The sequence below is a fragment of the Clostridium autoethanogenum DSM 10061 genome (genome assembly GCF_001484725.1).
Lineage (GTDB): Bacteria > Bacillota > Clostridia > Clostridiales > Clostridiaceae > Clostridium_B > Clostridium_B ljungdahlii.
This window is the reverse complement of the sequence record NZ_CP012395.1, coordinates 3,975,112-3,990,278: the sequence shown is the minus strand read 5'-3', so window position 1 is coordinate 3,990,278 and position 15,167 is coordinate 3,975,112. Positions and strand designations below refer to the sequence as shown.

Below are 15,167 nucleotides of genomic sequence, written 5' to 3'. Positions count from 1 at the left end.
TTTATATCACCTCTATCATAGCCATAGCTTTATTTAACGTTTCCTGATATTCTCTTTCTGGAACAGAGTCATACACAATACCTGCACCAGCTTGAACATATGCATGACCATCTTTAAAGAGTATGGTTCTTATTGCAATGCAGGTATCCATATTTCCATTAAGTGAAAAGTATCCAACTGCACCGGCATATATACCTCTTTTAGTGTCTTCAAGTTCATCAATTATCTCCATAGCCCTTATTTTAGGTGCTCCAGATACAGTTCCTACAGGCAAACAAGATATTAATCCATCTAAGTATCCTAAATCTTTTCTCAAATTTCCTGAAACCTTGGAAACTATATGCATAACATGAGAATAAAAATCTACATCCATAAATCTATCTAGTTTTACACTTCCAAACTCACTTATTTTCCCTATGTCATTTCTCCCAAGATCAACTAACATCACGTGTTCAGCTCTTTCCTTTTCATCTTCTAACAATTCTTTTTTTAATTTTAAATCCTCTTCCAAAGTTTTCCCCCTAGGTCTTGCACCCGCTATAGGGTTAGTCATAACCCGTCCATTCTTTACACTTACTAAGCTTTCTGGAGAGGAACCTGCTACTTTAAATTCTTCAAAATCTATATAAAAAAGATAAGGTGAAGGATTTTTAGCTCTTAATCTTCTGTACACTTCAAAGGGATCAGAAGTACTTTCAAATTTCAGCCTTTGTGACAAAACTACCTGAAATATATCCCCAGCTTTTATGTATTCTTTTGCTTCTTCTACCATGCTGCAGTATTTTTCCTTTGAAACATTTGATGTAAATTTTTTACATTCTCTAACTTCTGAAAGTTTATGAATCACATTACTTGTACATATCATGTCTTTCAAACTTTCCAGAGAGTCTACAATGCTTTCGTAAGAACTTTCATCCTCTTCTGCCACATTGTAAATAAAATAAACTTCATGTTTAAAATGGTCATAACACACAAAAGATCTATAAAACATGAGATATGCTTCCGGTGTTTTTAAAGCATCTTCGTTTTCCACTGGCAGCTTTTCATACTGCCTTATCACATCATATCCTGCATAACCTATAGCTCCTCCTGTAAATGGTATGGAAATTCCAAGGCTATCATAAGGTACATTTAAATATTTTTTTATATAATCCAACACTTTTCCCTGAACATTTCTTACTCCGCTTTCGTCTTCTACACATATTTCATTTCCGCAGCTTTTTATCTTCCTATAGGGATTCATTCCTGCAAAAGAATATCTTCCTATTTCATTTTCAGAATATATACTTTCAAATAAGAATTTATTTTTTCCTTCCAAGCTATAGTAAATACCTATAGGGGTAATCTCATCTCCATTTATTTTTATAAATAAGGGGAACGTCTTTTTCAAATTTTTATAATAATAAAATTCTTCTTTTTTAAGATTGATCACAAAATACCACCTCTTTGATTTAAATTTATACAAAAAAGGCCATTTCATCCTTAAACTGGGACGAAATGACCGCGTTGCCACCCAAATTAGCCTCTATTTATGGTGAATTTTTTTTAAATAAAAAACATCTCATCCTTAAAGGACGAAATGTTAAATTTCGTTATGCCACCTAAATACAAACTATCTTTTCCAGGTACAGATTTACTCGATACCCTGTCCTTTTAACGGTAGACTACCGGTTTTTGCTACTCTAATTTTGCATTACACCTCCAAGACCCATTCAATACAGACTACAGTACTTGGCTTACACTACCCCAAATTCGCTTAAACTAAATTTCCATATTTACTATTTCTTTTCACAGGTTTTATATTACTAACTTGTTTTATATATTAAGGCTTTTTTTCCCCGTTGTCAATACTAATTTTTAAATCTTTTGTATCTTCTTTTTCAAATATATTTTTGGGAATGTGATGGAAAATGCCAGGAGCAAAATACTTAAAATATTTCCATATATATTAATTACAGCATAGTATAAACTCATGGATACAACTTTAAGAAGTACAATGCCCAAAATTGCTTGACTAAAATTGCCAAATCCCCATATCGCAGTAAGAAACCTCCAAACAAATTTATGGTCTTTATCATTTTTCATCTTTTCTGGAGCATTTTTTAAATAGCTTTGTTCCACTATTACTTCAATCAAAGATTTCCTAGACAATAAAGACAAAAAGAAGAGTAAAGAAACTAAGGCGTTTCCAACCAGAGGAGATACAAAATAAAAGGTAGCATTTTTAGAAATAACACTTCCCACCAAACCAATTCCTGAGAAAGCTGCAGCCATTACTGCCAAAGCATTAAGTTCTCTTGTTTTAATAAAATTTGCTATAACAACACCTATGCTCCACAAACCAGAAAATATGATTCCACTAAGAGTCATTTTAAATTTATCAAAAACATAAAATATCACAACAGGTATTATAGCACTTACAACAAAATCCTTATTTAATATATTTCTCAATATTGAACTTTTATTTTTCACACCATTGGCATATGACTTTTCCATAGCTAACCTCCAATTTATTCATTCCAATTTCTATTTGCATTCTTTAAATACGTTTCCGTATCAATAACATCCCTGTCAAGTATAGCTTGTGTATCATCTTTTACATATCCACACTTTATAACTTCTTCTCCAGCTTTTTCTACTGCCTTAAAGAAAGGTTCATACAATTTTTTCACCATATCGTTATCTTTGGAAGCAGCAAGTATCCCTCCTTTATCACTTAAAATTGCCGCTGCAAGATTTCCCTTAGTCATAACTTTAAAAGTTTCAAGTAAACCGGAAAAATTATATCTGCCGGGGAAACCACAATTTGAGATTAAAACAGTCTTTACTGGTTCCTTTTTAAATCGACGGATATGAGAATATTTTTCACCCTTTTTAACTATTTCACCCTTATTCATAGGCAGCATACGATCCATAAAATCCTTCATTATTCCAGTTACAGTAAAATAATATAGAGGAGTTGCATATACCATTACATCTGCTCCTTTTATTTTGTCTAGCAATTCACTCATATCATCCTTATAAACACATTTTCCAGGAGTCTTTGTCCAACATGTAAAGCAGCCTCTACAGTGATTTATCTTTTTATCCTTAAGATATATAGTTTCTACGTCTGCTCCTGCTTTCGAGCATCCTTTAAGGAAATTTTCTAAAATAACCTCTGTATTTCCCTGTTTTCCCCTTGGACTTCCATTTAAAGCTAACACTTTCATTTTATACATCTCCTTAATCTATAAATCTTTTATATTTTCTAAACTTTTCAGTGTTTCATCACACCACTTTAATTTTGCCTCTTCAATATATTTTCCAAACCTAACAGTGGACTTCCACAAAGCTAAATTTTTTTTATCCAATTTTATTTTTCCTGTGTTAAATGCATCTTCAATTTTCGAATATTCCTCAAATTCTTTTTCGCACTTTTCTTTTACGCTCTCAATTTTTTGAATGACATTTTGTGTAGGTACATTTCCTGAAAGAGATATCTTCAGCAAAAGCTCTGACCTGTTAGGAATACTTTCCACAGGAAGCATAATCCACTCTCTTAGTTCTTTTCTGCCCTTTTCTGTAATGGAATAAACATTTTTACTTGGTCTTCCTTCTGTCTGCTCAACCTGTTTTGTTATAAGTTTTTCTTCTTCCATTTTCTTTAGTACAGGATATATATGTCCATAATTCTCATTCCAAAAATAGTTTATAGAAGAATCACAAAATTTTTTAATATCATATCCAGATCCTGATATATGGCTAAGTACTCCCAAAATAGCATATTTTGTTTTATTTACTTTTGACAATTTAATTTCACCTCTGTTTTATATATCACTATGATATATTATGTTATTTATTATATCATAGTGATATAATAAATCAATATTTAAATTAAATTTTAATAAAAACAATTAGTTGAATATATTAAAACATTATAAATAGAGCCACATCCCTATTAACTATAGGAATGTGGCTTAAAAATAACTTGATTTATCTATTTCTTTTTAATTTCAAAAGTTTATAAGTATAATAATTATAGAATAAAATTTTTATATTGTTGTAAAACAAGTACCTACTTGTGCGTTATAAAAGCAGTTACGATAGGTTCAAAAGTTAAAATAGCTGTTAATATAACTAACACTATAATAGTTACCCATCCTATTACATTTTTAGTTCTACCATTTACATATTCGCCCATAATATCTTTATTATTTACCATAAGCATCATACAAATTAGAACTACAGGAAGTAACACACCATTTATAACCTGTGACCATAATGTTATCTGAATTAAAGGTGCTCCTGGAATCAATATAATGCCAATTCCAATAATAATTATTATAGTAAACAGTGTAAAAAATTGTGGTGCTTCTTTTAATGTTTTATTTATACCAGCTTCAAAACCAAAAGCTTCACAAATATAAAATGCTGTAGCTAAAGGTAGTATTGTAGCCGAAAAAATAGAAGCTATAAATAATCCAAAAGCAAAAATTTGAGAAGCAAAAGCTCCAGCAAGTGGCTTTAATGCTAATGCAGCATCTTTAGCCTCATTTATTTGAATTCCACTTTTATGAAGGGTTGCCCCACAAGCTACAATTATAAAGAAAGCAACTACTACTGTAATAATACTTCCAACAACAACATCCCAAAATTCGTATTTAAATTCTTCCATCTTAAGTCCTTTTTCTATAACTGCTGACTGTATATAAAACTGCATCCAGGGAGCAATAGTAGTTCCCACCATGCCAATAACTGTACTTATATAGTCATAATTAGTTTCAATAGCAGGATGAATTAATGCATGTCCTATTTCATGCCAGTCTGGTTTGGCAAAAAATGCAGAACCAACATATGATAATAGAAATATGCTAAAAACCAAAAATAACTTCTCAGTAGTCTTATAAGTACCCTTTACTACTAGAATCCATACTGCAATAGCAGCTAGTGGCACAGATATATATTTGCTTACTCCAAAAATCTGCATACTACCTGCAACACCTGCAAACTCAGTAGCTGTATTCCCTATATCTGCAATTATTAATCCAATAAATATAAAAAAAGTTATCTTAACACCAAAATTTTCTCTAATTAAATCTGCCAATCCTTTACCTGTAACTATACCCATTCTAGCATTCATTTCCTGCACTACAAGAAGCACAATAAAGCATGGTATTAATGACCAAAGTAATTTGTAACCATAGGTAGCACCTGCTACAGAATATGTTGTAATACCACCTGCATCATTATCTACACTACCTGTTATAATTCCAGGGCCTAAAACACTTAAAAATATCAATAGATTTGCCATCCATGTTTTTCTCTTTGCATTCATCATTAACACCCCCATTATCTATACCTCTTATTTGACTTAGTAATTTCATATAAAATATCATTTATATTAACAATCCCTATGATATGCATTTGTTCATCAATTACGGGTATAGAAAATAGGTTATATTTTGATACAGCTTTAACTAAATCCCTTATTTCATCTGTATCCTTCATATATATAACTTCTTTAATCATAATATCTTCTAATTTTTTATCCTGTTTGGAAATAATTAAATCTCTTAAAGATACTATTCCTACAAGCTTATTTTCATCACTTACAACATAAACATAATAAACTTCATCGATTTCTTCTTTTGATTGACAAATATCACTTACTACATCAGCTACTGTATAATAAATGGGGCATGATATAAAATCAGTATTCATAATACTTCCCACTAAGTATTCCTCATATTTCATAAGTTCTCTTACTTCATCTGAAATTTCTTTTTCCATATTATTAAGCAATTCTTCTGCTTTATTTTCATTTAATCCATCTAAAACATCTGCAGCTTCATCTGCTGGCATTTCTTCCAAAATATCAGCTGCCTTATCTGTAGATAATGTTCTTATCAAGTTTACCTGTGCATCATCTTCTAGCTCTTCTAATACATCTGCAGCTTTTGCATTATCTAAGTTACAAAAAATAATTGCACCCGTATTTACATCAAAGTCCTCAATTATATCTGCAAGGTCTGAAGGATGTAGTGTGGATAGTTTATTATAACTTTTTGAAAGTAAAATGTCGTTTGAGGTAAAAGCCGTTTGAATATCATCCCATAACATTAGTTTACTTGATATTTTAAATCCTAATCTCTTTAATGGTTTAGCAATTCCAATCCTTCTTAATAGGCCATCCATACCAATATCTACTGCTGCAATGAACATACCTGATGGTACTATAACTAATCTAACATCGTTAGCTCTAACTACCTTTCTTCCATTAACATCAACAATCTGTTTGTCCAAAACATACTTTTTCAGTAACATACAGTCACCTAAATCTTTATCTTGAACTTCACTACATATTAAAACATACTGTCCTTTTTCTTTAGAAACATTGATATTATCAAAGCCAATAAATCTTGTTCCTTCTTTTGTTTTAACAACAGCTATGGTAACTTTAGGATTTTGAAAATTCACATCAACAGCTGCATCCTTTAAAATTCCTATTACTTCTTTACTAGTCGTATAAATTTTATTACCTAATATTCTACTTAAATAAACACTTGTAAACTGCATTGCATACACTCCTTTGCTTTCAGGGTGCACAATGCAAAGTTTTTAATGCAAGTACATCCCTACTATATTTTTACTAATAAATCTTTAAGCTTTATATCATTACATTTATAACACGGGTCACCGTCCATTAAATTCATCACTCTCCTTAACTTGGTAATTTATCCAATAAAAAAATCTCTTCACAACAAAATGAAGAGATTGGATTCTTAATAAATTCCAAGACAAAAAATAGCACATCTTCACTCGTTGAGCTTTGACTCTGTAAAGCTTAGATCATAAGCATTCATATTTCTATAAATGTTGTCAGCTACATTAAGTAAAACCTTAATCCGGTAGTACCTGCTCACCCATTGGCGTCTCTCGACATTTCTGGGCAGTAGCGTATGTCTTGTACAGTAATCTCACCTAACAATGTTATTAAATTATATTTTCAATTAATAATAATCTATTATTTATTATATACATATATTCCTCAGCTGTAAATATTTTTTAAGCAATCATAATGTTAAAAATATGTTACTTAGAAGCTTTATACCCTGCACACTCTGCAGCCCATAATGTTATCAATTTCTTTTCAAGTATTTCATACAAATTTTCAATTTTACTCCTCAATTTCAGATTATAAATATAACTTGTTCCACAAACAATCATATACGCACCTATAACATCCATAGGATAGTGCTGTCCAACATATACTCTTGAAAATCCTACAATTACCGACAATATAGTTAACATTAAACTAAGTATGTTATTATACTTTCCAAGTCCCAATGCTATACTCATTGTCCCCATTGCATGATCGCTTGGAAAAGATGCGTCTTTCACATGAGTAAATAATAGATTTACCTTATTATGAACAAATGGCCTGTCCTTATAGTAAATGCCTCCAATAATAAAACTTAAAATCAGGTTGATTACTGTAATAACAAAAGTGCTAAACGCAATCTTTCTATAATCAGAATTTGTTTTTACAATTCCTAAAATAAATACTGCTGCAACAACTGCCATAAATATATAAGGTACATCCTTTGAAAAGAAAATCATTATACTATCTAAAATACTATTTTTATTTGCCAAATTATTTATTAATCTAAAAATCTCCATATTCATTTTTAACTATCCTTTCTATATAAATTCAACAGTTTTTAATATAATTCATCCTTTCTCTGTTATACATTATCAACATGTGAGATTAAAATTAGATTAAAAAGCTCTTAGATTTATCTTAAAAATGATTTTTTATCAAACAAATGTCTACCAGCTTTTTAATTATATGGCTTTTAGTATATAAAAAGATGCTGCCTCAAAATGTATTTTGAGACAGCATCTTTTTCTTCTAATTTACTTTTACATCACAATTGACAAAATAACTAAAAAAATATCAATTAAAGAATTCAATTATACTAAGTATTATTAACAATATGCCTGAAATTAATGGTGCATATTTACCAAATAATTTACCCAATACATGATTACCTACGACTTCACCAATTATAATTGTAAGAATACTTAATATAAATGTAAATATGACTGTAAATTTAATATTAACTCCTGTTATACTAGCTGCTATGCCGGTACCTAAGTTATTAAAGGTTAACCCAAATGCTACAAGAAGAGCTTCTTTTATGTTTATATCACCAGAGTTGTCCAGATCTGACTTTTCGGCATATTCAATCATATCAGTAATGTCTTTTAAAGCAAGTCCATTTGATTTTTTATTATTTATAAGTTTTATTATACTTTGTGTTATAAAATATACCCCCAATATAGCAATGGCTATAGAACCTAACGCATTTGCTATAGAGTGAGGTAAAAATTTTGATATATACACCCCAAGTGACATTGATAGAAATGTTCCTGTACAAGTTATAACTGCTATTACAAGGTTAGGAATTATTCCTATCCTTATTTTCTTTATTCCGTAAGCAATACCTACAACTACATTGTCTAGGTTAGAGGATAAACTAAACAATAATGCGGATAAAATTAGTGTCATATAATAGTCCCCTTTTTTATTCTTTCCGTTTTAGTATATGGTTTCAAATTTTTAGTGTGATTAAAAACTCAAAAAGGAGCTTATTCAAGATGCCCATTATTATGAGTCACCTAAACAAGCTCTAAAAGAAATATTGAAATGTATTATAATACTAACAGAACGCATTACTATTTTTCATCCAGATTTAATACTATTTTATAATTAATCGCATTCTCATATTCCGTATCAGTTATATAGTTATTTTCTTTCATATTTTTTAATATTAAATTTCTTCGCTGCAAAGCATTATCTAAATGCTTTATTGGATCATAATATTGAGGATCATTAGGTATACCAACTAATAAACATATTTCTGAAAGATTCAGTTCTCTACAATCTTTATTAAAAAATTTTTTGGCAGCAGAATTAATACCATAAGCATTGTTGCTAAAATAAATATTGTTAATATAAAACTCTAATACTTGATCTTTTGTAAATTTTTGCTCTAGCTTTGTAGCAATAAACATCTCTTCTAATTTTCTTTGATAATTTTTATCAAAATTCAAGAACACATTTCTCGCTAATTGTTGAGCAATAGTACTTCCTCCTTGTGTTATTTTTCCATTGTTAACAACTAAAGAATATACTGCTCTAAAAACAGCCTCTGTACTAATTCCTTCATGTTTATAAAAATTTTTATCTTCAATAGCAACAAAAGCATTTTTCACATTATTAGGAATTTGTGTAGATTCCAAATATAGAGATTTTCCGTTATTTAAATACTTTTCCCTATTTTTAAAAGTATACTCTGAACAATTATTTACTTTTATAACTGCATCGTCATATAGAGATCTAACTGTATGCCCATATTTAAGATAAATGAATCCACTAAAAATAATAACTAATACCAAAATACTTAAAAATAAATGTTTTAATAAACTACCTCCACTGCTCTTTTTCTTTGGCATTTAAAATCTCCTTTTGTTAGAAATTCTATTTTTTCATTACACTACTTTATATAAAAATTTTCTATAATAAGATATTTTATAGCTATATTCTTAAAAAGTAAATAGCTATAAAAGTCCATCCTACTACAATTGCATAAATTGATTAAAATACGGAGATGTTTTAGGTACATTGCAGCTCGAATATAAAGTATATATAAAAAATTTACTGGGGATATTATAAGTACACAATTAAAAATGGAAGTGACCCAATTGCCAAAAAATCAAAAAAGCAAAAAAACTCATAAAGTAAAAAAGCATAATCTGCTCACGGTTTTTTCTGTATTTATAATAGTTATATTTCTCTTTTGTAGTAAGTATTTATTTATAGCAGTATCACTCTATAATGATGCGTCAACTAAAATAAATTCTATATCATATAGTACTTTTCATGGAAATCAAACAACTTATTTGTACGATTCAAAGAACACTGTACTAAATAAACTATATGGTTCAAAAAATTCTATATATTTAACATCTTTTTACATACCTCAAGCTGTAAAAAATGCCTTTATATCTATAGAGGACAAAGATTATTTTAATCATGGTGCTTTTAGTATAAAGGCAAATTTTAGAGTTTTATATTCTATTATAAAAAGCAAGGGAAAAATTACACAGGGTGGAAGTACAATTACACAGCAGTTAGCAAGGACTGTGTTTTTAAATTTTGACAAAACTTATAAAAGGAAATTAGAAGAAATAATAATTGCTATAAAATTAGATCAAAAATATACTAAACAGCAAATCCTAGAATTTTATATTAATAATATTAATTTTGCCAATAATGCTTATGGAATTGAGGCGGCTTCAAGGAGATATTTTAGCAAAAGTTGTAATGAACTTAATTTATCAGAAATATGCTTTTTAGCTGCAATACCCAATAATCCTACTTATTATAACCCTATAAAGAATATAAACAATACATTAAAACGTAGAGATTTTATTCTATCATCAATGAAGAAAAATAATTATATTACAGATTATGAGTACACTACAGCAGTTAACTATAAGATTGTATTAAACCCAGAAAAATATGATGGAAACGTATGGATTGAATCCTATGCTCTTAATTGTGCTGCAAGGGTACTTATGAAGCTAAATGGATTCCAATTTAAAAATACATTCGATACACAGCAGGATATAGATAGTTATGATAAAAATTATTCTAATGTATATAACGAGTGTATAAATGACATCCGTACTAATGGATATAAAATTTATACTTCTATAGATATGGATAAACAAAAACTTTTACAAGATTCCTTAGATAATGGACTCCTAGATTTTACAGAGCAAAATAAAGGAATATATTCTCTGCAGGGTTCATCCGTTTCAATAGATAATAAAACTGGATATGTTATAGCAATAGTTGGTGGTAGAACAAGTCCCGAGAAAGATTATTTGAATAGGGCATTTCAGTGCTTTAGACAGCCTGGTTCATCTTTGAAACCCTTGGCAGTTTATACCCCTGCCTTTGAAAAAGGATATGATGACACAAGTATTATAAATGATCATTATATAGATGGAGGTCCTCATAATGACGGTGATGTTTATATGGGAGATATACCTATAAGAACAGCTGTGCAAATGTCATTAAATAGTGTTGCATACCAAATATTTAATGACATAACGCCTACTTATGGATTATCCTTCGTAAGGGATATGGATTTCAATAAAATTGTAAAAAAAGATTACACTCTATCTGCTGCATTAGGAGGTTTAACTTATGGAGTAACTCCAATAGAAATGGCATCTGCTTATTCAACACTTGCAAGAGGAGGAGAATTTATTGCTCCTACATGCATACGTAGTATTGTAAATAGCCAGGGACAAACTATTTACGAAAATAATTTAGGAAAAAGAAGAGTATATAACTATAATGCAAGTTATTTAATGTCGGATATTTTGAAAGGCACTTTAGAAAATGTCTGGGGTACTGCATATAATGTAAGGCTTAATGGAATTACCAGCGCTGCTAAGACTGGTACAACAAGTAACCAGAAGGATGGCTGGTTATGCGGATATTCTGCTTACTATACTACAGTAGTATGGGTTGGATATGATATACCAAAGTATGTTGATAACTTATATGGTGGAACATATCCGGGACAAATTTGGCATAATTATATGCAGCAGGTGCATTCAGGATTGCAAGACAAAGATTTTTATACACCTTAGATAAAAAATATTTAATAAGTATTAAAAACAATTTTTCATAATATATTTTGGTAAAACATTGCAACCTTTTCCATAAATCCTTCTTGTAAAATTATAAAAATTAGCTTTGAGCATAATATGCCAAGTATAACTCCTGCTATAACATCTGTTGGATAGTGAACATATAAATACATTCTGGATAAAGCTATTAAAAATGCTATTCCTATAAATATCAACTTATACTCAGTAAAATACATGGACAGCACTTCTGCAGCAGCAAAAGAAGACAAAGTATGTCCTGAAGGGAAAGAATAAGATATGGGCTTTGAAATCAACAGATTCAAACTATTTTGTTGATTACATGGCCTAGTTCGTCTCACTATATGTTTCACTATTCCTTCTCCAGCAATTGTACTCACAATTAACGTTAATATCACTACACTTCCAACCATCCTATACGGTTTATCTAATATTAAAATAATAGCTATAATAATCCAAACAATGCCCAGGTTGCCCATATCTGTCACTATAGGCATCAACATATCTAAATATTTATTTTGTACATATTTCTTAATAGAAAATAAAATATAGTTATCAAACATATTTATTTTTCTTAAAATATTTAAATGCATATTTTTCTCCCCTCGTAGTTAAAATTTAATAGCTTTTATCCTCTTATATATTATCAACTTAGTAGATTAAAATTGGGTTAAAAAGTCCTTAGATTTATGTTAAAAGATGATCTTTACTTTTTACCCTAAGAAAATATGACAAAAATTAATAAGGTGAATTTTTTAATTTCTTTCACCTTATCTAAATATTATTACATTACTTATCTAATTTTAACGTAACAGTTATTTTTGTACCTTTTCCTTCTTCACTTTCTACATCTATAGCCCCCTGGTGCATATCTATAATCCATTTAGCAATAGATAGTCCAAGCCCTGTTCCCCCTTTTTCTTTAGATCTTGATTTATCTACAATATAAAATCTATTAAATATATTTTTAATTTCTTCTTTTGGTATTCCAATGCCTGTATCACTAACAGTTATTTTTACAACCTTACCCTGTACTTCTGAAGTTATGTCTATTTTTCCATGTTCTGGAGTAAATTTCATGCTGTTATCAATAAATACCCTTAGCATTTGTTTTATCATCTTATAATCTGCACAAACTCTTACAGTGTCATTTCTACTACTGGATATTACATGATTTTGTTCTATTATTCTGCTTTCTTTAACTACTTCATCAATTAATTCATTAAGCCAAAATTTCTTTTTTTCTATCAACTGAGTACCGCTGTCACCTCTTGCAAGGAACAATAACTTTTCAATTAAATTAGCCATATTAGCAGCCTCTAACTTAATTCCATAAATTGATTTTTCTAAAGCATCTCTATCATCTTTTCCCCATCTATCCAATAGATTGGCATAACCCTGAATAACAGCAACAGGAGTTCTAAGTTCGTGTGAAGCATCTGATACAAATTGTGCCTGCTTATTAAAGGCTTCTTGAAGTCTATCTATCATCTTATTAAAAGTGCTGGCAAGTCTCTCCAGCTCATCTTCAGGTTCTTTTACTTCTATTCTTTCTTTCAAATTGTTAATACTTATATTTTCAGCAGTCTTAGTTATATAATCAATGGGCTTTAACATTCTCTTGCTTATGATATAACCCAATATAATAGAGGCGATAATGCCTATAAAATCAGCTGCAGCCATAACTCCAAATAATATTTCCATAAAATCATATTCACTATTCATATCTTTTACTATTTGAATATATACAGTACCATATTTTTTGCTTTGAAATTTAACATTTTTATATGTCAAATGCCTATCTTTATCTTCCATGTGTCTTTCCCTATTCTGAACCTTTTTATCATTGTTACGAGGAAGTTTAATTTTATAATCAAATTTTTCAGATGAATTTATTACTTTACCACTTTCTTGTATTATTCTTACAGATATATTTTCTTTAGGAGGAATATTTAAAAGGATTCCTTTATCTGACAAATCCAAGTGCTGATTTTTTGCCATAATATTATTTAATATTATGGTTTGCATATCATCTATTTGCTTATTTGACTGGTTATACAAATAATACTTTACACCATATAAAATAGATGCATTTAATAAAAGCAGTACTAATGAAAACATAAAAGCATATACTATTGTTATCTTTATAGAAATCTTTGTACCCTTAATAATCTTTAAAATGTAATTTAACATCTTTGAAATACGATTAATTATCTTTGATAACATAGCCTACACCTCTTATGGTAGTTATAAGCTTATCTTGACATTCATTGTCAATTTTACTTCTTAAATACCTTATAAATACATCTACCACATTAGTATCTCCTGAATAATCATATCCCCATACTTCCTCAATTAATTTATCTCTTGTAAGTACAATATTTTTATTAATTAACAGCATTTTAAGAAGATTATATTCTGTTTTGGTAAGTTCAATTTCTTTGCCATTTCTTAAGACCTGATGTGTTTTATTATCCATGACAATATTTTTTACTTTAATTTGATCAGTCTGATTTTTCAATGCTTTATCTCTTTCATATACACGTATTCTTGCCAATAATTCCTCTATTGCAAAGGGTTTAGCTAAATAATCATTAGCCCCTGCATCAAGTCCTAAAACCTTGTCTGGTATATCACTTTTAGCAGTCAGCATTATAATAGGTACATGAGAGAATTGCCTTATTCTTCTGCAAACCTCAATTCCATTTAGATTTGGTATCATAATATCAAGAAGAATTAAATCATACTCTTTATCCTCCACTTTTTCTAAAGCTTCCCTTCCATCATATGCTGCATCAATTTTATATCCTTCGTGGGTAAGTTCCATTTGAATAAACATTGACATTTGCTTTTCATCTTCTACTAAAAGAATTCTAAAATTCTCCAAGCTGCCACCTCCATGTTAAAATAGTTATCTGCGATCCTTCTTATTAGAACAAAATATTAACATACTTTACTATTATTTTTGACATAATTATATTTCAATCTGTCTGAGCTTACTATTGTTTCTGTAACCATTATTGCTGTTGAAATTGCATAATTTATATCTTTTGTAAGAGATTTGTTTTCTTTATTATACTTTTGATAAATATCATTTATTATTAATATGACAATAATTAGAATCATCTCTTACGAAATCTGGCTTTATGTTACCATATGCAAAACTCCATTTGTTCAATTTAATATTTAATTTTTTCCCACAATAATTATATATAATTTTAGAAATTAGTAGATGTGTATTTGTTATCATTTTAAAATCCACCTTTCTATATGTATGGTTTAATTTTCATATTATCAGATTAAAGTTAAAATTAAATTAAAAAAATCGTAAATTTACTTTATAAGATATTGGCATATTTAAGACATAATAAAGCTGCACCCCTATCAACTATAGGAATGCAGCTTAAAAATAATCTAAATTTATTCTCGTATAA

The 15,167-nt window shown here is 29.2% G+C and carries 14 protein-coding genes, 1 riboswitch and 1 other annotated feature; of the genes, 1 reads left to right on the top strand and 13 read right to left on the bottom strand.

Annotation, left to right across the window (positions count from 1 at the left end):
• Position 1: 1 nt before the first annotated feature.
• The 9 genes from trpE to CLAU_RS18065 all read right to left on the bottom strand — a co-directional run bounded on the left by trpE (position 2) and on the right by CLAU_RS18065 (position 9,501).
• On the bottom strand, positions 2-1,432 hold the full coding sequence (gene trpE, locus CLAU_RS18105; RefSeq protein ID WP_023163343.1) for an anthranilate synthase component I: 1,431 nt from the start codon (positions 1,430-1,432) through the stop codon (positions 2-4).
• 135 nt (positions 1,433-1,567) lie between these two features.
• Positions 1,568-1,801, bottom strand: a binding site (T-box leader).
• 56 nt (positions 1,802-1,857) lie between these two features.
• Positions 1,858-2,496, bottom strand: coding sequence for a VC0807 family protein (locus CLAU_RS18100; protein ID WP_023163342.1), 639 nt, complete (start codon positions 2,494-2,496; stop codon positions 1,858-1,860).
• A gap of 14 nt (positions 2,497-2,510) precedes the next feature.
• A complete protein-coding gene (locus CLAU_RS18095; RefSeq protein WP_023163341.1) occupies positions 2,511-3,212 on the bottom strand; it encodes a flavodoxin family protein in 702 nt (233 codons plus the stop codon).
• A gap of 18 nt (positions 3,213-3,230) precedes the next feature.
• Positions 3,231-3,791, bottom strand: coding sequence for a PadR family transcriptional regulator (locus tag CLAU_RS18090; RefSeq protein WP_023163340.1), 561 nt, complete (start codon positions 3,789-3,791; stop codon positions 3,231-3,233).
• Positions 3,792-4,057: 266 nt separating this feature from the next.
• Positions 4,058-5,317, bottom strand: a complete 1,260-nt coding sequence (locus tag CLAU_RS18085) for an Nramp family divalent metal transporter (RefSeq protein WP_029170042.1) — start codon at positions 5,315-5,317, stop codon at positions 4,058-4,060.
• A 14-nt stretch (positions 5,318-5,331) separates the two neighbouring features.
• On the bottom strand, positions 5,332-6,558 hold the full coding sequence (locus tag CLAU_RS18080; protein ID WP_023163338.1) for a magnesium transporter: 1,227 nt from the start codon (positions 6,556-6,558) through the stop codon (positions 5,332-5,334).
• 231 nt (positions 6,559-6,789) lie between these two features.
• Positions 6,790-6,978: riboswitch (M-box (ykoK) riboswitch) on the bottom strand.
• 96 nt (positions 6,979-7,074) lie between these two features.
• Entirely contained in the window at positions 7,075-7,668 is a 594-nt protein-coding gene (locus tag CLAU_RS18075; protein WP_023163337.1) for a phosphatase PAP2 family protein, read from the bottom strand.
• Positions 7,669-7,939: 271 nt separating this feature from the next.
• Positions 7,940-8,554, bottom strand: coding sequence for a manganese efflux pump (locus tag CLAU_RS18070; RefSeq protein ID WP_023163336.1), 615 nt, complete (start codon positions 8,552-8,554; stop codon positions 7,940-7,942).
• Positions 8,555-8,721: 167 nt separating this feature from the next.
• On the bottom strand, positions 8,722-9,501 hold the full coding sequence (locus CLAU_RS18065; RefSeq protein WP_023163335.1) for a transglycosylase domain-containing protein: 780 nt from the start codon (positions 9,499-9,501) through the stop codon (positions 8,722-8,724).
• A gap of 249 nt (positions 9,502-9,750) precedes the next feature.
• Between CLAU_RS18065 and CLAU_RS18060 the strand changes: the two genes are divergently transcribed.
• The gene (locus CLAU_RS18060) at positions 9,751-11,715 is read left to right on the top strand and encodes a transglycosylase domain-containing protein (protein WP_023163334.1); all 1,965 of its coding nucleotides are present in this window, start codon (positions 9,751-9,753) and stop codon (positions 11,713-11,715) included.
• A 35-nt stretch (positions 11,716-11,750) separates the two neighbouring features.
• On the opposite strand, the gene CLAU_RS18055 is transcribed toward CLAU_RS18060, so the two are convergent.
• The 4 genes from CLAU_RS18055 to CLAU_RS20760 all read right to left on the bottom strand — a co-directional run bounded on the left by CLAU_RS18055 (position 11,751) and on the right by CLAU_RS20760 (position 14,983).
• Positions 11,751-12,326 (bottom strand): phosphatase PAP2 family protein, encoded by a 576-nt coding sequence (locus CLAU_RS18055; protein WP_023163333.1) that lies wholly within the window; start codon positions 12,324-12,326, stop codon positions 11,751-11,753.
• 196 nt (positions 12,327-12,522) lie between these two features.
• The gene (locus CLAU_RS18050; RefSeq protein WP_023163332.1) at positions 12,523-13,959 is read right to left on the bottom strand and encodes a sensor histidine kinase; all 1,437 of its coding nucleotides are present in this window, start codon (positions 13,957-13,959) and stop codon (positions 12,523-12,525) included.
• Positions 13,940-14,620 carry a response regulator transcription factor gene (locus CLAU_RS18045; protein WP_023163331.1) on the bottom strand — a complete coding sequence of 227 codons (681 nt, stop codon included), beginning with the start codon at positions 14,618-14,620 and terminating at the stop codon, positions 13,940-13,942. The genes CLAU_RS18050 and CLAU_RS18045 overlap by 20 nt, the downstream gene beginning before the upstream one ends.
• A gap of 204 nt (positions 14,621-14,824) precedes the next feature.
• Entirely contained in the window at positions 14,825-14,983 is a 159-nt protein-coding gene (locus CLAU_RS20760; RefSeq protein ID WP_023163330.1) for a hypothetical protein, read from the bottom strand.
• Positions 14,984-15,167: the final 184 nt, after the last annotated feature.